Source organism: Streptomyces sp. YKOK-I1, from assembly GCF_054660435.1.
In genome coordinates this window covers 3,342,061-3,358,501 of the sequence record NZ_BAAGDR010000001.1, presented here as the reverse complement: position 1 = coordinate 3,358,501, position 16,441 = coordinate 3,342,061, and the positions used below count along the sequence as shown (strand labels likewise).

Sequence of the window (16,441 nt, the reverse complement as noted above, 5' to 3'; positions counted from 1 at the left end):
ACCCCTCTTCACATCACCCACACACCCCATGCAAAGATGCCCTCCCCGGCATCCCTCCGCCGGGCAAGAGGGGAAACATCAGTGAAGTCAAGGAAATTGAGCCGTTCGAGGCGCCGCGCCACGATATTCGGGGCGGCCGCCGCCTCGGTCGTGGCGGGGGCGGCGCTGCTCCCGAACTGGTCCGCGGGCGCCGCGGTCGTCGACGACCCCACGGTCGACGCGAAGACGAAGGCCACCTTCCAGCGGCTGGCGGACGCGGTCTTCACCGACCGCACCGACGCCCTGGTCACCGGCAAGCAGGGCGACCGTGAGAAGCCGCTGACCAACGGCTTCTCCGGCGACGTCAAGCTGTCCGCCGGCACCGCCCGCACCGAGGACGCCACCCTGTCCTCGCTGGGACAGCGCAAGGACAAGCTGGCCAAGGCCGGCGAGAAGTACAGCAAGGCCGCCACCACCGTCACGCTGAACGCCACGCGTGTGACGGGCCGTACGGCCAAGGCCTCGGTCACCGAGACCACGACCCTGACCTACGCGAGCGCCGCCGCCGGCCAGCCGAAGACCACCGGCTTCCAGGCGCAGCACGAGCTGACGTTCAAGGCGGACCGCAGCGGCAACTGGCAGCTCGCCGGCATCACGGACACCGCCCAGGGTGGCCTCGCGGTGAACACGCTGTCCAAGCCGGTGGCGTCCGTCAAGGCCACCACGGCCGACGACACCATGCCGAACGCCGCGCGCGCGGCGACCACCCGCAACCCGGTCGCCGTGCCGAAGACGGGCACCACGTACGACTACAAGGCCATGGCGGCCTACGCCGAGAAGTACGTGTACACGTACAACAAGGACTACCCGGACTTCAACAACCACACCGCGGGCGGCGACTGCACCAACTTCGTCAGCCAGTCGCTGAAGGCGGGCGGCTGGAAGCACGTCCCGGGTTACGTCTACGACTACACCAAGTGGTTCGGCAACGCCGACATCCAGTCGGACTCGTTCGTCGGCGTCAACGAGTGGTCGTGGTTCGCCCAGAACTCCAAGCGGACGACCGCGCTGGCGAACGTCTACCAGCTCGAGGTCGGCGACGTCCTCCAGATGGACTTCGACCGGGACGGGTCCAAGGACCACACCATGATCGTCACGTACAAGGCCAACGGCATCCCGTACGTGACCTATCACTCGAACAACACGCTGCGCCGGTCGGTGGCGAGCCTCGTCGCGTCGTACCCGAACGCGTACTACTACGCCTACCGCACCTGATCATTCGATCGACGGCCGGTCCGCCGCCTCCGGGTGGCGGGCCCGCCAGTACGGGTTGTCGTGCGGCAGGGCCGAACCGACTCTGCCGTACATCCCGAAGACCAGCAGCAGGATCCCGATCACGAAGCTCAGCATGCAGTTCTGGATCTTGAAGGCCAGGAAGTTGTAGTCCGTCTCCAGCAGCGCCATGTTCAGGAAGCCGCTGAGGATGAACAGGATCCCCAGGGTCATGTTCAGCGTGGACGCGAAGTTCCCGCCGATGACCATGCCCACGAAGAGCAGCAGTCCGACCCCGATGGACAGCCAGCTCAGCGCGCCGTTGGTGTTCAGGCTCCAGACCTCGTCCCCGCCGGTGTCGAAGAAACCGATCTCGTCGATCACCCCGAAGATCCCGAAGACGACGAGCCCCAGGCCCATCAGCCCGGCGCCGATCCGGTAGACCAGGTTCAGCCGGTGGTCGACGGGCAGGTGGTCGTCGAGCCGGATCCGCCGACGGGCGTGCAGTGCGTGTGCGGCCATCTCCGCCTCCTTGCGCGTGGATGTGCCGAGGGAGGCCCGTACCTACCCCAATATCCGCCCGCCCGGCTCCCGCGGCAAACGTCCGTGCCGGCGGCCGTCAGTGGGCCGCGCCGCGCTCCTCGCGGATCCGGGACACCACGGCGGCCACCGCCTGCCGCACCCCCTCCGTCTCGGTGAGGAAGTGCCAGTAGTCCGGGTGGCGGCCCTCCAGGGTGCCGATCGCCCGCTCCAGCCGGGCCACCGCCTCGTCCAGGGGACGGGCGTCCCGGGGATCGGGCGTGTTGCGCCCGGCCATCGCCAGCCGCTGCGCGTCCCGGATCGCGAACCGGGTCCGGTCGATCTCGGCCTGCGGGTCCTTCTGCACGGCGTTCAGCCGGTTCAGCCGGTCACCGGCGGCGGAGACCGCCTCGTCGGTGGTGTTCAGCAGCGCCCGCGCGGTGGACAGCAGCGAGGTGGCGTCCGGCCAGCGCTGGGCGTCCCGCGCCGTCTGCGCCTCCCGCAGCCTCGCCTCCGCCTGCCGTATGTTCTCCGCGGCCTGCTCGGGCACCCGCTGCAGGTCCTGCCAGCAGGCCGCCGCGAACCGCCGCCGCAGCTCGCTCAGGATCGGGTCGACCTGGCCCGCGCGGGTCGTCAGCGCCTGTGCCCGCGTCCGCAGCGACACCAGCCGGTGGTCGATCTCCGCGGCCTTCTCCGGCAGCCGCTCCGCCTCCGCCCGCACCGCCGCGGCCTCCCGCGAGACCCGCTCGGCCCGCTCCAGCGTCTGCGGCACGCCGTGCTGTCCCGCGCCCTGGTTCATCCGCGTCAGCTCGGGCCCGAGGGCGGCGAGCCGGGCCGCCAGGTCGTCCGCCGTCAGCCCGGTCCGCCGTACCGCGTCCAGTGCGTTCGACGCGGCCAGCAGCGCCTGCCGGGCCCGCTCCACGGCGGGCGCCAGCCGGGCGAGCTGGGTCTCGGCCTTGCCGAGCAGCGGGCCGAGCCCCTCGGCGAAACGATCCAGCTCCTTCTTGACGTTGCCCAGCTCGTCCCTGGCCCGGGTCAGCTCGGTGCGCGCCCGCGCCGCCGCCGAGGCCTCCAGGTCGTCCCGGTCGAGGTCATGGGCGTCGACCGCGTCGATGTACCGGCCGCTGGCCTCGTCGATGCGCCGGCCGATCTCCTCGAAGCCGGAGACCGCGCGCCGGGCGGCCGGGCTGTCGTCCACCGCCGTGATCGTCTCGATGGAGATCCGCAGATCCCGCTGGGCGGTGTCCAGCTCGTAGAACGCGGCCGCCGCCGCGTCCTTCGCGGCCTGCGCCTCGGCGCGCTGGCCCTCCGCCCGCCCGCCGAACCAGCGCCGGGTGCCGCCGCCGGCGAACGCGGCGGGCAGCGCGAGCGCGACGATCAGCGGCAGGGCGAGCAGCGTGAGGGCGTCCTTCACCGGGCGGTGTGCGCGCGGCACCAACGGCGAGTGCGGCTGCGGTGGTGTCGCCGTCACATCCCTCTCCCGTGCTGTGATTCGCCTGAACCGGTGTTCATTCTCCCACCGGTTGAAGACGAACACACGGGCCGGTCAGTTCACCGTGCGGACCGTGACTTCGGACCGTGACTTTCCCACCGGCGCCGATACACGTTTGCGGGACACGGCCCAGGGCAATGTAGGCTGTCGACTCGTCCTGGGTGCGTAGCTCAGGGGTAGAGCGCCTGCCTTACAAGCAGGATGTCGGCGGTTCGAAACCGTCCGCGCCCACCAGGAACACCGCAGGGCCCCCGGAGAGATCCGGGGGCCCTGCGCGTGTCCGGGGCACGCTGTGCCTAGGATGGCGGCTGTGAACGGACTGTGGCGGCGGGCGGTGTGCGTGCTCGGGCTCCTCGTGGGCCTGCTCGGCATGCACGGCCTCGCGCCCGGGGGAGTGGCGTCCGCGCATACGGAGCCGCGCCCCATGCCGGCCGTCGCGGCCGGCCTGTCCGTCGCCTTCGCCGAGGGCCATGACGGCTGTGCGGGGGACGAGGGCCACTGCGGGGGCGGACACGCCCGGCACGCCGACTCCACCTGCGCCTCGGCCGCCGTGAGCGGGGGACCGGTGCTGCCGGGCCTGGTGCCCGACCCCGCCCCCGTGGCCGTTCCGGACGAGACGCCGTGCCCGTACGCGGTCGCGGCCCCCGACGGCGCCCGCGCGCCACCCTCCCTGGCGGAACTCCAACTCCTGCGGATCTAGACACCGCTTCGCGCGCCACGCCCCCGTACGACGGGCCGGCGGGGTTGCGCCGACGTGTCCACGCACCCTTTTCTCCCCAGGAGTTCCCGCATGACCAGCACCACCCGCAGCCCGTTCCGCCGTGCCGCGCTGGCGGCCGTGACCGTGAGCGCCGCGCTGCTCCTCACCGCGTGCGGCGGTGACGGCGAGTCCGCCTCCTCGGGCTCCTCGGCCTCCGCGGCCGCTTCCGGCGGTGAGCACAACGCCCAGGACGTCACCTTCGCGCAGGGCATGATCCCGCACCACCGGCAGGCCCTGCAGATGGCGGAGCTCGCCGCCGACCGCGCCTCCTCCGCCCAGGTCAAGGACCTCGCGGCCCGGATCGAGAAGGCCCAGGACCCGGAGATCGAGAAGATGTCCGGCTGGCTGGAGGCCTGGGGCGAGGACGTGCCCGAGGAGGGCGCGTCGGCGGACGACTCCATGCCCGGCATGGACCACTCCGGCTCCGGCGGCATGGCCGGGATGATGGACGACGCCGAGATGAAGACGCTGGAGAAGGCGTCCGGCGCGGCCTTCGACACCGCGTTCCTGACCCTGATGGTCGAGCACCACGAGGGCGCCGTCGCGATGGCCGGAACCGAGCGGGACAAGGGCCGTTACCAGGCGGCCAAGGACACGGCCGACGACATCGTCACCGGCCAGACCGCGGAGATCGCCGAGATGAAGGGGCTGCTCGCCGGGAAGAGCTAGTCCGCCCCGCCGGGTGGGGTGCCGTGCACGTGCTTGAGGTGCGTGCGGGCCTCCACCCGGTCCTCGGCGGCGACCTCCGACCAGAAGCGGTGGCAGCTCACGAACACCGCGAGCTCGTGCTCGCGCCGCCGCAGCTTCTCCACCTCGGCCTGCTCGTCGGCCGTCCAGCCCGGGGACGCGGGGCGCTCGATCTTGCGCCAGCCGCCCGCGTCGCTGAATCCGTCCAGGGGCTCCACCGACCAGGGGAGCCGCTTCAGCAGGGCCGACAGCTCGGCCCGGACCTGATGCAGCTCCTCCTGACCGGCGCGCAGGTCGCTGGGAAAGTCATAGGTCTTAGCCACACGGCAATGGTACGCCTGTTCGATTTTGAGGGGCGAGCTCCTTTGAGGTGTTCGTGTGAACGTATGTTCGATGAAGGGGTCAGGGGGCGGCCGTGCGGCCCTGCTCGAGGGTGGCGACACCCATGTGGTCCGTGGCGTCCGCGTCCCCGTTGAGGCGATGGACCACGACCCAGGTGCCGTCCGGCAGGGCCCCGGCGAAGACCGAGGCGCGGCCCACCGCCCCGTTGTGCCAGCGCAGCGGCCCGGCCGTCTGCCAGCTCGGCGCGGGATCCCCCAGCCGGCGTTCCACCAGCAGCCGTACGACCAGCTCGGCCGTCGCCCGGGGCGTCGCCCACAGACCGCCCGCGGGCAGCATCGCGCCGTCCATCGTCCAGGGCCGCACGGTGCTGCCGAACCGCCCGGGAGCGAGCAGCCGCCGCTCCGCAGCGGGGTGCGCGCCGACCTCCGTGACGTCCAGCGGGCGCAGCACGTGCTCGGTCACCAGTTCCTCGTACGACGCCCCGGACGCGGCGGCGGTCAGCGCCGCGCCGAGCACCGCGTACCCGAGGTTGGAGTACTCCTCCTCCTGGCCCGGGGGACGGGTGACGAGGGTGTCGAGGCGGCGGACCAGGGTGCGCAGCGCGGGGCGGTCGAAGGCGGCGTACGGGTCCCGGCGCGGCAGCGGTACGGGCGGCAGCCGGGGCAGACCGGAGGTGTGCCGGGCGAGCTGGAGCAGGGTGATCCCGGTCGCGGGGGCCTCGGGCAGCCACCGTTCGAGGGGGTCGTCCGGGGACAGCGCCCCCGCCGCCGCCATCCGGGTCAGCACCGTCCCGGTGACGGCCTTGGTGAGCGAGCCGATCTGCACGTACCGGTCGACGGCGTGACCGTCGGCGAGGGCGGGCGGACCCGCGGAGGTCAGGACACAGGTCGGGACACGGCGCCGCATGGGGATCCTTCGGGGTCGGGGGCAGGCCGGTGCCAGGTCAGTAAAGCCAAGGTCCTTCGGTGGACCGTCGATTGTCAGACCCCCGTCCTACGGTGGAGGCATGGACCCCACAGGTGTGGAGCAGGTGCGGCTGGTGCCCTGGGCGGAGGGCGACTTCTGGCTGCTGCGGCGGCAGAACAGCCCGGAGATGACCGGCCATCTCGGCGGACCGGAGAGCGAGGAGCAGCTCGTGGACCGGCACCGGCGCTATCTGGAGCTGCCGGCGGGCCGGATGTACCGGGTCGTGCTCGCGGAGGGCGGGGAGAGCGTCGGGGCGATCGGTCACTGGGAGTGCGTCTGGCAGGGGGCCGAGGTGTGGGAGACCGGCTGGGGGGTCCTGCCCGAGTTCCAGGGCAGAGGCCTCGCCGCCTCGGCCGCGCGCAGGCTGATATCCGTCGTCCGCGAGGAGTCCGCGCGCGGCGGTCACCTCGCCCTGCACGCCTTCCCCAAGGTCGACCACGCCGCCTCCAACGCCGTGTGCCGCAAGGCCGGTTTCACCCTGCGCGGCCAGGCCGACTTCGAGTACCCGAAGGGCAACCCGATCCGATCCAACGACTGGTACGTCGACCTGCGCGGCCCCGCCCGGTCCGAGGGAGACTGGTGACATGTGCCGGAGTATCAAGACGCTGCGTCCTCCCGCGTTGCCCGAGCAGGCCACGCGGGAGGACATCCACGCCGCCGCCCTGCAGTACGTCCGGAAGGTGTCCGGGTTCCGGGCGCCGGCCGCGCACAACAGGGAGGTGTTCGACCACGCCGTCGAGGCGATCGCCGAGGCCACGGCCCAGCTGCTGGGCGGGCTGGAGGTGAGGGGCGCGGCGAGCCGGGCGTCCTAGGGCGTGTTGCGAAAGTCCCGCCTGCCGCCCGACGCCCGGCACGCACTCTCGCCGCACCGGGCGAAAACCCAAGTACATCCAGTACGAGGGCCTCCGCCCGGCACTCCCCCAGCCTTCGGCCGGGGGGACCCCCAGAGCACGCACCGGACGCCGGTCGGCCCGCCCTCCGGGCGGACGACGGGACTTTCGCAACACGCCCTAGGCCGGGCTATGCCGCCGGGCGGCGCATGACGTACGCCGCTCCGGCGCCCGCCCCGAACAGGGCCAGTACGGAGACCCCCGTCGCCAGCCAGGTGGCGCCCAGCCAGTGCGCGCCGAAGTAGCCGAGGGCCACGCTGTACGCGGTCCAGGACAGCCCGGCCAGCGCGGACCAGGGCAGGAAGTCACGGGCGCGGCGGTGCGCGGCACCGGCGATCAGGGAGACCACCGAGCGGCCGGCGGGCGCGAACCGGGCCAGGACGACCAAGGCGCCGCCGCCCCGGGCCAGGGCCTCGCCGAGACGTTCCTGCGCGGTGGTCAGCCGCCGGGAGCGGGAGATCGCCCGGTCCAGGCGCTCACCGCCCCGCCAGGCCAGCCGGTAGGCGACCAGGTCGCCCAGGACCGACGCGGTCGTCGCGGAGAGGATCAGGGCCAGGATGTCCGGCACCTCGTGCGGCACCCGACCGGTCGCCGCGCCCGAGCCGGCGGCCGCCGCGGTGGCCGCCGTGATGACGAGCACCCCGCTCGGCAGGACCGGCAGGAACACGTCCAGAAGGACCGACAGGCCCACCAACGCGTAGATCCAAGGGCTGCCCAGCAAGGCCCCCACACTCTCGAACACCGTTCTCTCCCCCGTGACAATGACAGCCATACAGCGTACGCGGGAGAGGTGACAGAAGGGTCACGGGGGGTGTTTGTGTTCGCAGGGCGCATTCACTCCCGGACCCGCTCGCAGTCCCCGGACGCCGTGCCTGTGAACACGGGTGCCCTCCCGGTCGTCGTGGCGAGGGCACCCGGCGTACGTGCCGACGGCTCCGCCCAGGATGCCGAAGAGGGAGGCGGCGCCGTGGCAGGCGAACAGCAGGCCCACGACGATGCGGAACAGCCCTAACGCATAGGGCTGTGCGGTGTTGAGGCGAGCGGACATGGTGGGGGGTGCTCCTTCGGTGTCGGGTCGGGCGGACCGTCCGAGTGGGGCACGGGGCGGTCCGTCGGTGGGGGCGGCGGTACCGAACGAGCGATCAACGCTAGGCGCACTCCATCAATGCTTGCAAGTTCAACATTCGGCCATGGGCCGGGCTCCGTCCGGGGCCCCGATTCCGCCGTCGCCGCACGTAGGACGGCTCTCGCCACCGCATCCGCGTCCGAAAGCGTGACCGAATCCACGCCCGGACGGGCACCCGCCGCCGTCACCCAGTGCACCCCCTCGGTGGGCACCCCGAACGCGAACCGCCGTGCGTGCGCCCGACCTTGACGGTCTATCAGATGGTACGGGCGCTGTGTCACGTCCAGTCCACCGGTGACATGACCGTCGACCGTGTGGGGACGGCACCGCCCGGTCTTCAGCAGCCGGGCCAGCAGGGCGTCGGCGGTGCGGCGCAGCTCCGGTTCCGGCAGCCGGGCCTCGACCAGCGTGGTCACCCGGACCGCCGAGCCCGGTACCTCCGGGGAGCGGGCGACCCAGGCCCCGTCCTCCTCGCGCACCTCCAGACGCGGGCCGAGCACCTCCACCACACCCGCCTCGATCAACGCGGTCAGCTCCTCGATGCGGCGCCGGGGCGGGCCGATGGACAGAAAGGCGTTGAGCGGGGTGTACCAGCGGTCCAGGTGGTCCCGGCGGGAGGCCCCGGCGAGCCCGCCGTGGTCGACGACCAGCCGCAGCTCGTTGCGCAGATCGCGCAGCACGTCCAGGGCCGCCTTCAGCGGGCCCGCCACGTTCCCGCGCTCCGCTTCCCGCGCGTCCTGCCGCAGATGGGCCAGCAGCCACTCCCGCCACTGCCCCGGGTGCGCGAACCGCCGCCGCGCGTACGGCCGTGAGATCCGGTCCCAGCTCCAGCGGTCGGCCTGCGCCACCCCGAACGCGTCCAGGATCCGGGCCTCCTCGGGATCCCGGTGCGGCACGGGGAGGAACCGGTCCGCGAACTCCGCCCGGCCCGTCAGGGCCGTGTAGTAGACCGTCTCCACCTCCTTGGCCACCAACGGCCAGATGTCCGCCAGGAAGTCGGGCGCCTCCCCGGAGTCCGCCCGCTTGCGCAGGCCCGCGATCACCTCAGGCGTCAGCACCAGCGGCAGGTGCCGCCCGTAGGGACCCTTCGCGTTGTCCCCCCGCGCCTGGTACGGAACCCCGCGCCGCGACCCGGCGTGGATCCGGGGCTCCCGGCCGGACGGCAGATAGCGCAGCCCGGCGGAGCCCGGGCCGCCCTCCGCCCGGACGAAGCGGCCGCCCCGCCCCGTCGTCAGCAGGGCCATGTGGTCGAAGAAGTTGAGGCCCAGGCCGCGCAGCAGGACCGGTTCGCCGGGTGCGACGGGGGAGAGGTCGACGTCGGCCGGGTTGGCGGGGGCGATGTGGCGCAGGCCGTGGCGTTCGGCGTAGGCCGTGTGGCGCTGCTCCGCGCCGTCGGCGACCAGCGGCAGATGGCCCTGGGCCAGGACGACGGCGCTCAGGCCGAAGAGGACCCGGCCGTCGTCGAGGGTGAGGACCTGGCGGCCGTCGGCCGCGTCGTCCAGGCGCACGGCACGGGCCGCGTGCGTCTCCACACGCACCGCGGGCGGCGCCTCGCGCACGGTCCGCGCGAACACCCACTCCAGGTAGCGGCCGTAGTGCGCGCGGGTCGGGTACTCGTCCGGGTCCAGCGTGCTGCCCGCCCACGCGTGGAGACTGGGGCCGGGGCGGATCGGGCCGGCGCAGTCCACGCTGTCGTCGGTGAACAGGGTCACCTGCGAGGCCACCGTGTTCATCAGCAGCTCCGGCGACTGCGCGGTGCGCCACACCCGGCCGGGCCCCGGCGGATCGGGGTCGACGACGTGGACCGTGAGCCGCACCCCCGGCGGGAGGAGCTCCGGCGCGGACGCGCAGAGGCGTTCCAGGACACTGGTCCCGCGCGGCCCCGCGCCGACCAGGGCCAGGGCGACGGACGCCGTCGGCGCTTGCACTTCCGCGTTCACTGATGGCAAGGGGATGACTCCCGGGCGTGTGGGGCGCGATGGAGTGGACCGTCCGCGCGAGGTGCTGGAAGCGGACGGTCCGCCTCATCATGCCGGTGGCCGTCACAGAAGCCAACGCGGGCCCCACCGGACCCAGTTGTCCCGGATGACCCTCATCGGGAGGTCAAGTCGGACTCCTCCACCGTGGCCAACCCGCCCGTGCCGCGCGCCTGTTCCAGCCTCAGCCGGGCCGAACGGCCGTGCAGGGCCAGGGTCATGAGCTGGTTGCCGAACCAGGGCCCGCCCGTTTTCCGCCAGGCGACCGGCGGCCGGGCGCAGCCGCCGTGCGCGGCGAACCGCCGCCCGAGCGCCCGGGCCACCGCGCTCCAGCCGAACCGGAAGCCGGCCCGGATCGACAGCGGGATCGAGTTGTGCACCGGCGAGCAGGTGAGCTGAAGCACCCGCGCGTCCGGCCCGCCGTTGCCACCGGCGCCGGAGTTGTCGCCGGGCCACCGCGGCTCGGCCACGTACGCGTGGTGCACGTCACCGGAGAGCACCAGCACCGTCGCCGGCGCGTCAGCCCCCGTGCCGGCCTCGGCGATCAGTGCCGTCAGCGCGGCGAAGGACGCGGGAAAGGCCGCCCAGTGCTCCAGATCCGCCGCCCGCCTGACCCGCTCCCCGAACCGCGCCCAGCGCGCACCCCGCTCGCCCCGGCACAGGGCCGCGTCCCAGGTCTCGGCGTCGTGCACCAGATGCGGCAGCAGCCAGGGCAGCGAGGTGCCGATGAGGAGATGGTCGTAGGAGCCCCGGTCCTGGAGGGCCTGCTCGCGCAGCCACCGGGCCTCCCCGGGGTCGAGCATCGCCCGCTCGTCCTCGTCGAGGACCCGGGCGGCCCGGGTGTCCACCATCAGAAGCCGCACCCGACCGAAGTCCCGCCGGTAGCTCCAGCGCGTGGACGCCGGGTCGGCGTCGGCACGGCAGGCGAAGGCGCGCAGGACGTCGGTGGCGTCGGGGGTGGCGCGCACGGCGGCGTAGAGCGGGTCGGCGGCCAGTTCGGCGGGGGAGAGGTTGCCCAGGTGCTGATGGACCCAGTACGACATCAGGCCGCTCAGCAGCCGCTCCCGCCACCAGGGCGTGGCCCGCATGTCGGCGAGCCAGGCGGCGGAGGTGTTCCAGTCGTCGATGACGTCGTGGTCGTCGAAGATCATGCAGCTGGGGACGGTGGACAGCAGCCACCGCACCTCGGGGTCCAGCCAGGACTCGTAGTACAGCCAGGTGTACTCCTCGAAGTCCGCGACCTCGGCGCCTGGCGGGTCCGCGAGGCCCCGGCGGGCCCGTATGCGCTGCCTGACGGCGTCGGAGACCTCGTCGGCGTACACCTGGTCGCCCAGCAGCAGGAGCGCGTCGGGCCGTTCGGCGGCGGGGTCGGCGGCGAGCCGGGCGGCCAGGCTGTCTAGGGCGTCGGGGCCGACGGGGTCCTCCGAGTCGGCCGGGGGCGCGGCCCAGCGGCAGGAGCCGAACGCGACCCGGACGGGGTCGCCGCCGTCCCCGGCCGGGGTCCGGATGACGGAGGGCGGGAAACGGGAGTCGGGCGGCGGCCACACGCGGCGGCCGTCGAGGAGCACCTCGTACGCCGTCGTCGTCCCCGGCGTCAGACCGCCCACCGGGACCAGGGCGTAGTGATGGCCCGCCACCTGGAAGGTGCGGGCCGTGCCGCCGGCGCCGTCCGTGCAGCGCACCTCGGCGGCGCACGGACGGCTCGCCTCGACCCAGACGGTCGCGGACGAGGCGTCGGCGTATCTCAGCAGGGGGCCAAGGCGCAGTCCGGCCACGAGATCACTCTCCTCCGTCGCCCCGTACGGTACGCAGCGGCGGAGGAGTGTGGGGAGGGCCCGGCACCGACCGTTCGATCAGCAGCTCGCGAGGTAGCTGGTGAGCGCGGACTTCTCGGCGGAGTCGACGGAGAGGTCGTAGTAGTACTTCACCTGCACCCAGGCGCGCACGTAGGTGCAGCGGTAGGAGGTGACGGACGGCATCCACTCGGCCGGGTCCTGGTCGCTCTTCGCCTGGTTCACGTTGTCGGTGACGGCGATGAGCTGCGGACGGGTCAGGTCGTTGGCGAAGGCCTGGCGCTCGGAGGTGGTCCAGGCGCTGGCGCCGGAGTCCCAGGCCTCGGCGAGCGGGACCAGGTGGTCGATGTCCAGGTCGGAGGCGGCGGTCCAGGTGGCGCCGTCGTACGGGGAGTACCAGGTGCCGCTGGTGGCGGCGCAGGCGGAGCTGGTGACGACGTTCGTCCCGTCGCGCTTGAGGACCGTCTCACGGGTGTTGCAGGTGCCGGAGATGGTGATCCAGTGCGGGAAGAGGTCGCGGTCGTAGCCGGTGCGGTCCTCGGTGGCCACGGTGAGCGAGGCGAGGTAGGTGCGGGCGGTGGCCGCGCTGACCGGGGTGGGGAGGGCGGCGGAGGCGGTGGGGGAGTTGAACAGCGCGACGGAGGCTAGAAGTCCGGTGAGTGCCGCGAGTATGCTCAGGCGTCGACGCGCGTAGAACTTGGGCATGCGAACTCCCTTGAAGGGTGGGGGTGTTGGAGCGCGAGCGGTTGGAATGCTCGTCGCGCCGTATTGCGGGGAGGTGTGTGTCCGGTAAGAAGTTAGTGACGGGTACATGACACGACAAGGTTTACGGCGAAACGATCTCTGCCGGTTTCTCGTACACTGGGGGCAGCAGAAGGGGAGTAGCTCTTCGCCGGACCGTCGACATACTGCTCAGCTCGTCTGAGCCGGCGCCCGGAGGCAGGCCCGTTTTCCAGGGCCGGCCAGCGAGACCTTCGGCAAAGCAGTGCACATCCGTGCCCCACGGCACGGATGCCGTGTGCTGCCGTGCCGAGGTGTCGTTGCTCGCGAAGTGCGCGGACTCTCGGTGGGGCGGCCCCCGACCGATTGAGGAACCTTGATCAGCTTCACCGTCACGGCGCTCGTCTTCGGCGTCGTCTTCCTGGCCGAGCTGCCCGACAAGACCGCGCTCGCCGGCCTCGTCCTCGGCACCCGCTACCGGGCCTCCTACGTCTTCGCGGGTATCGCCGCCGCCTTCGCCCTGCATGTCGCGCTCGCCGTGGCGGCGGGCAGCGTGCTCACCCTGCTGCCGCAGCAGATCGTGCACGCGCTGACGGGTGTGCTGTTCCTGGGTGGCGCGGCGGTGCTGCTGATGAAGAAGGGCGAGGACGAGGAGGAGGTCCGGCGGCCGGAGAACCAGTCCTTCTGGAAGGTCGCCGGCGCCGGGTTCATGCTGATCCTGGTCGCCGAGTTCGGCGATCTGACCCAGATCATGACCGCCAACCTCGCCGCCCGCTACGACGACCCGCTCTCCGTCGGCCTCGGCGCGGTACTGGCGCTGTGGGCGGTGGCCGGACTCGGGATCGTCGGCGGAAAGGCGCTGATGAAGCGGGTGCCGCTGAAGCTGATCACGCAGATCGCCGCGCTGCTGATGCTCGCGCTCGGCGTGTGGAGCCTGTGGGAGGCGGTCGCGGGCTGAGGCGGGTTTGCCGGGCATCGGGCGGGGCGTGGAGCTGAACGCCCGGTGAACGCTTTCCGGGGCGGGTGGCGGTGGGTGCCGATTGTTTTGTACCGTGGGTGAACAAAGTGGCTCCCGCCCGTTTTCCCTGACCGGCGGGCGGGGCCGCCTTGTCCCGTGCCGCCTTGTCCCGTGCCGCCTTGTCCCGTACCGCCCTGTCCCGTGCCGCCCTGCTTCGGGCGGACGCTTTTGTGGGGAGCTGCTCATGCCGGTCCTGTCCGCCCGCGCCCTCCTGCTCGACATGGACGGCACCCTCGTGAACTCCGACGCCGTCGTCGAGCGCATCTGGCGGCGCTGGGCCGAACGGCACGGGCTGGACGGCGACGCGGTGATGCAGGTCGTCCACGGCCGCCAGGGGTACGCCTCGATGGCCGTCCTGCTGCCCGGCCGGCCGATGGAGCAGAACTTGGCGGACAACGCGCGGATGCTGGCGGAGGAGACCGCCGACCTGGACGGTGTGGTGCCGGTGCCGGGGGCGCCGGAGTTCCTCGCCTCCCTGATCGCGCACGGGGTGCCGCACGCCCTGGTGACCTCGGCGGACGTACCGCTGTCCACGGCGCGGATGGCGGCGGCGGGCCTGCCGCTGCCCGGGCTGCGGATCACGGCGGAGTCGGTGGGGGCGAGCAAGCCGGACCCCGAGGGCTTCCTCAAGGCCGCGGCGGAACTCGGTATCGCGCCGGAGGACTGCGTGGTGTTCGAGGACTCGGGGGCCGGCATCGAGTCCGGGCGCGCCGCCGGGATGCGGGTCGTGGGCGTCGGGGCGCGAGCCGGGCTGCACGGGCCGGACGCGGTGGTGCGGGACCTGCGCGAGGTGCGGGTGGAGGCCGTGGCGGGCGGGGTGCGGATTCACGTGGGGTGAGCGCGAGGGAGTCCTCCCGGACCGCTTCCGTGCCTTCCGCGCCTGCCGTGAGTTCCGCAAGTCCCGCGGCTTCTGCGGCTTCTGCGGCTCCTACGGCTTCTGTGGCTTCTACGGCTCCTTGGTCTCCGACTCCAGGCGCGCCCTCGTCGCCGCGCCGTAGACCCCCAGCTCGTCCTCCTGGACGCCGCGGGACCACTGGTAGTTGCGCAGGGCGGATTCCACCTCGCTGGTGAAGGTGCCGTTCGCCTCGCCGTTGTACAGGTACAACTGGCCGAGCCGGAGCTGGAGTTCGGTGACCTCGTCACCCTTGTCGCCCAGACGCAGGACGGGCGCGGAGATGGTCTCCTGGCCGTCGTCGGCCTGGCTGCCGGCGCCGATGGTGCCGGTGGCCAGAGCCGTGGGGGCCGCGGTGCTCGTCGTGGCCGACGGCGCGGCCGAAGGGGAGGCGCTCGACTCCGTGGGGGTCGGTGAGGGGCGCGCGCTCTGCTCGGAGGGTGGGGCGCTCGACACGGAGGGGGAGGCGGAGTCGCCGGTGGCGGACGAGGAGGCCGCGCTGGTCGAGGAGTCGGGCACGGCGGCCCGTACGTCCTTCGGGGCGGCCCCGTCGCGCGTCGGCTTCTCGTAGGTGAACAGCCCGCTCGCGAACCCGGCCGCGGCCACCACCGCCACGGCGGCGCCGGCGGCCGCGATCACCAGGACCCGTCGTCGCCGCCCCCGCACCGGCTCCTCGTCCCCCGCGCGGGGCCGGCCGGCCGCCTCCGCCCCCTCGAACAGCCTCGACTCGCCACCACCGGGCTCACCGCCCGACGGACCCCGCCGGAACGGCCGCGTTTCGTCCGTGGAGTTCGAGGGCACCTGCGGGAACGGCCGCGTCTCGTCCACGGAGGCCGCGGGGACCCGCTGGAGCGGCCGCGTCTCGTCCGCGGCGCCCGAGAGGAACCCGTCGGCGCCGGGCAGGATCCGCTGGAGCCGCATCGTCTCGTCGGGGGCGGGTGTGAGTGCGGGGGCGGGTGCCGGGGTGGTCCCCAGCGGTGCGGTCACGTCGGCGCCGGGTACCGCACGCAAGGGCATGGTCGCATCGACGGCGTACGCCGCCGCCCCTGCCCCTGCCCCTGAGCCCCCGCTCGGCCCCGGTCCCGCCGCCAAGTCCCCACCGGCCCCGGGTCGTCCGCTGCGGTCCGTGCCTCCCCGCACGGCCCCCGGCCGTCCGCCGGCTGTCCGGCTCGCACCGGTCCCCGGGTTTCCGCTCCGGCCCAGGTCTGCGCTCACGCTCCCCGGACTGCCACCAGTCCTCGGGCTCCCCGCCGACTCCTTGCCGACGCCCGGGTGTCCGAGCCGGCCGGAGTCTCCGCTCGTGGATCCGCGGCCTCCGCCGATCCGCGGGCTCCCGCTGCTCCCCAGACCCCCGTCAGGCGCAAAGTCCCCGCCGATTCCCATGCCCCCACTCCGGCCCGGCCCGGCGTTCGCCGCCCCCGGGCCCACGCCCCGGTCAAGCCCGGCGTTCGCCGCCCCCGGGCTCGCGCTCTGGCCCGGTCCGGCGTTCGCCGCCCCCGGGCTCGCGCTCTGGCCCGGTCCGGCGTTCGCCGCCCCCGGGCTCGCGCTCTGGCCCGGCCCGGCGTTCGCCGTTCCCGGGCCCGCGCCCCGGCCCGGCCCGGCGTTCGCCGTTCCCGGGCCCGTGCCCCGGTCAAGCCCGGCGTTCGCCGTTCCTGTGCCTCCGGCCGTCGGTTCCGGTTCGGTTGTTCCCCCCAGTTCGACGTACGGCCGTATGCGCAGGGGATCGAAGTCCTCCGCGGCGGCCGCCTCCGCCGTGCGGGTGTCGCGCAGGGCGTCGGAGGCGCGCTGGGCGCAGGCGCAGGACGGGGTGTTGTCGGGTGCGCGCAGTGCCCCGCACTCCGGGCACGGGTGCCCGTGCGGCGGCCCCGGTCGCCCCTGCCACCCCGTCCGATCGCTCACGTGTTCGTCCCTCCCCATGAGAACTCCAGAGTTTATGCAGATCCTCCACACGGCCGACTCGCCCCGCCCCGGAATGCCGCGTTCCGTCGGGTTTTCCCTCGGTGCCCATG

16 protein-coding genes, 1 tRNA gene and 2 pseudogenes are annotated in these 16,441 nt (G+C 73.2%); 8 read left to right on the top strand and 11 right to left on the bottom strand.

The features are described 5' to 3' along the window. Window positions 1-81: 81 nt before the first annotated feature. Window positions 82-1,254, top strand: coding sequence for an amidase domain-containing protein (locus ACYQ8Q_RS14530; protein WP_460065100.1), 1,173 nt, complete (start codon window positions 82-84; stop codon window positions 1,252-1,254). Here the strand turns inward: ACYQ8Q_RS14530 and ACYQ8Q_RS14525 are convergent, their stop codons facing one another. Beyond that, complete coding sequence (locus ACYQ8Q_RS14525; protein WP_460065098.1) at window positions 1,255-1,773, bottom strand: DUF4383 domain-containing protein; 519 nt, start codon at window positions 1,771-1,773, stop codon at window positions 1,255-1,257. Window positions 1,774-1,870: 97 nt separating this feature from the next. Beyond that, window positions 1,871-3,241 (bottom strand): hypothetical protein, encoded by a 1,371-nt coding sequence (locus ACYQ8Q_RS14520; RefSeq protein WP_460065096.1) that lies wholly within the window; start codon window positions 3,239-3,241, stop codon window positions 1,871-1,873. 180 nt (window positions 3,242-3,421) lie between these two features. Between ACYQ8Q_RS14520 and ACYQ8Q_RS14515 the strand changes: the two genes are divergently transcribed. The 3 genes from ACYQ8Q_RS14515 to ACYQ8Q_RS14505 all read left to right on the top strand — a co-directional run bounded on the left by ACYQ8Q_RS14515 (window position 3,422) and on the right by ACYQ8Q_RS14505 (window position 4,691). Beyond that, window positions 3,422-3,496 (top strand) — tRNA-Val (locus ACYQ8Q_RS14515). Between the two features lie 67 nt (window positions 3,497-3,563). After that, the gene (locus ACYQ8Q_RS14510) at window positions 3,564-3,962 is read left to right on the top strand and encodes a DUF6153 family protein (RefSeq protein WP_460065095.1); all 399 of its coding nucleotides are present in this window, start codon (window positions 3,564-3,566) and stop codon (window positions 3,960-3,962) included. Window positions 3,963-4,052: 90 nt separating this feature from the next. Further along, window positions 4,053-4,691: a DUF305 domain-containing protein gene (locus ACYQ8Q_RS14505; protein ID WP_460065094.1), complete on the top strand. Its 639-nt coding sequence runs from the start codon at window positions 4,053-4,055 to the stop codon at window positions 4,689-4,691. Here ACYQ8Q_RS14505 and ACYQ8Q_RS14500 read toward each other — a convergent pair. Next, entirely contained in the window at window positions 4,688-5,032 is a 345-nt protein-coding gene (locus tag ACYQ8Q_RS14500; protein ID WP_460065092.1) for a hypothetical protein, read from the bottom strand. The two genes, ACYQ8Q_RS14505 and ACYQ8Q_RS14500, sit on opposite strands and share 4 nt — an antisense overlap. 79 nt (window positions 5,033-5,111) lie before the next feature. Continuing rightward, window positions 5,112-5,957, bottom strand: coding sequence for a serine hydrolase domain-containing protein (locus tag ACYQ8Q_RS14495; protein WP_460065090.1), 846 nt, complete (start codon window positions 5,955-5,957; stop codon window positions 5,112-5,114). A gap of 100 nt (window positions 5,958-6,057) precedes the next feature. Here ACYQ8Q_RS14495 and ACYQ8Q_RS14490 point away from each other — a divergent pair, with 100 nt between their 5' ends. Further along, a complete protein-coding gene (locus tag ACYQ8Q_RS14490) occupies window positions 6,058-6,600 on the top strand; it encodes a GNAT family N-acetyltransferase (RefSeq protein ID WP_460065088.1) in 543 nt (180 codons plus the stop codon). A 1-nt stretch (window position 6,601) separates the two neighbouring features. Next, window positions 6,602-6,829 (top strand): DUF2277 domain-containing protein, encoded by a 228-nt coding sequence (locus ACYQ8Q_RS14485; RefSeq protein ID WP_460065087.1) that lies wholly within the window; start codon window positions 6,602-6,604, stop codon window positions 6,827-6,829. A 208-nt stretch (window positions 6,830-7,037) separates the two neighbouring features. On the opposite strand, the gene ACYQ8Q_RS14480 is transcribed toward ACYQ8Q_RS14485, so the two are convergent. From ACYQ8Q_RS14480 to ACYQ8Q_RS14460, 5 genes and pseudogenes are all read right to left on the bottom strand, one after another. After that, a complete protein-coding gene (locus ACYQ8Q_RS14480; RefSeq protein WP_460065085.1) occupies window positions 7,038-7,649 on the bottom strand; it encodes a DedA family protein in 612 nt (203 codons plus the stop codon). A 180-nt stretch (window positions 7,650-7,829) separates the two neighbouring features. Next, a pseudogene (locus tag ACYQ8Q_RS14475) lies at window positions 7,830-7,955 on the bottom strand (DoxX family protein); the annotation flags it as partial. After that, window positions 7,916-9,982 (bottom strand): FAD/NAD(P)-binding protein, encoded by a 2,067-nt coding sequence (locus tag ACYQ8Q_RS14470; RefSeq protein ID WP_460065083.1) that lies wholly within the window; start codon window positions 9,980-9,982, stop codon window positions 7,916-7,918. The gene ACYQ8Q_RS14470 and the pseudogene ACYQ8Q_RS14475, both read right to left, overlap by 40 nt. A 143-nt stretch (window positions 9,983-10,125) precedes the next feature. Continuing rightward, on the bottom strand, window positions 10,126-11,784 hold the full coding sequence (locus ACYQ8Q_RS14465) for an alkaline phosphatase D family protein (protein WP_460065081.1): 1,659 nt from the start codon (window positions 11,782-11,784) through the stop codon (window positions 10,126-10,128). A 78-nt stretch (window positions 11,785-11,862) separates the two neighbouring features. Further along, a complete protein-coding gene (locus tag ACYQ8Q_RS14460) occupies window positions 11,863-12,507 on the bottom strand; it encodes an HNH endonuclease family protein (protein WP_460065078.1) in 645 nt (214 codons plus the stop codon). Window positions 12,508-12,898: 391 nt separating this feature from the next. Here ACYQ8Q_RS14460 and ACYQ8Q_RS14455 point away from each other — a divergent pair, with 391 nt between their 5' ends. Together ACYQ8Q_RS14455 and ACYQ8Q_RS14450 are read left to right on the top strand one after the other, a co-directional pair. Then, on the top strand, window positions 12,899-13,480 hold the full coding sequence (locus tag ACYQ8Q_RS14455) for a TMEM165/GDT1 family protein (RefSeq protein ID WP_460065077.1): 582 nt from the start codon (window positions 12,899-12,901) through the stop codon (window positions 13,478-13,480). A 244-nt stretch (window positions 13,481-13,724) separates the two neighbouring features. Beyond that, window positions 13,725-14,378, top strand: a complete 654-nt coding sequence (locus ACYQ8Q_RS14450; protein ID WP_460065076.1) for an HAD family hydrolase — start codon at window positions 13,725-13,727, stop codon at window positions 14,376-14,378. A gap of 108 nt (window positions 14,379-14,486) precedes the next feature. Here the strand turns inward: ACYQ8Q_RS14450 and ACYQ8Q_RS14445 are convergent, their stop codons facing one another. Together ACYQ8Q_RS14445 and ACYQ8Q_RS14440 are read right to left on the bottom strand one after the other, a co-directional pair. After that, complete coding sequence (locus ACYQ8Q_RS14445) at window positions 14,487-15,449, bottom strand: peptidoglycan-binding domain-containing protein (protein ID WP_460065075.1); 963 nt, start codon at window positions 15,447-15,449, stop codon at window positions 14,487-14,489. 665 nt (window positions 15,450-16,114) lie between these two features. After that, window positions 16,115-16,349: pseudogene (locus ACYQ8Q_RS14440) on the bottom strand (peptidoglycan-binding domain-containing protein); the annotation flags it as partial. Window positions 16,350-16,441 lie beyond the last annotated feature (92 nt).

Coding starts and splice junctions, on each gene's coding strand:
- ACYQ8Q_RS14485 (WP_460065087.1), top strand. CDS start 6,602: ATGTGCCGGAGTATCAAGACGCTGCGTCCTCCCGCGTTGCCCGAGCAG.
- ACYQ8Q_RS14460 (WP_460065078.1), bottom strand. CDS start 12,507: ATGCCCAAGTTCTACGCGCGTCGACGCCTGAGCATACTCGCGGCACTC.
- ACYQ8Q_RS14510 (WP_460065095.1), top strand. CDS start 3,564: ATGGCGGCTGTGAACGGACTGTGGCGGCGGGCGGTGTGCGTGCTCGGG.
- ACYQ8Q_RS14525 (WP_460065098.1), bottom strand. CDS start 1,773: ATGGCCGCACACGCACTGCACGCCCGTCGGCGGATCCGGCTCGACGAC.
- ACYQ8Q_RS14495 (WP_460065090.1), bottom strand. CDS start 5,957: ATGCGGCGCCGTGTCCCGACCTGTGTCCTGACCTCCGCGGGTCCGCCC.
- ACYQ8Q_RS14445 (WP_460065075.1), bottom strand. CDS start 15,449: ATGCCCTTGCGTGCGGTACCCGGCGCCGACGTGACCGCACCGCTGGGG.
- ACYQ8Q_RS14490 (WP_460065088.1), top strand. CDS start 6,058: ATGGACCCCACAGGTGTGGAGCAGGTGCGGCTGGTGCCCTGGGCGGAG.
- ACYQ8Q_RS14450 (WP_460065076.1), top strand. CDS start 13,725: ATGCCGGTCCTGTCCGCCCGCGCCCTCCTGCTCGACATGGACGGCACC.
- ACYQ8Q_RS14505 (WP_460065094.1), top strand. CDS start 4,053: ATGACCAGCACCACCCGCAGCCCGTTCCGCCGTGCCGCGCTGGCGGCC.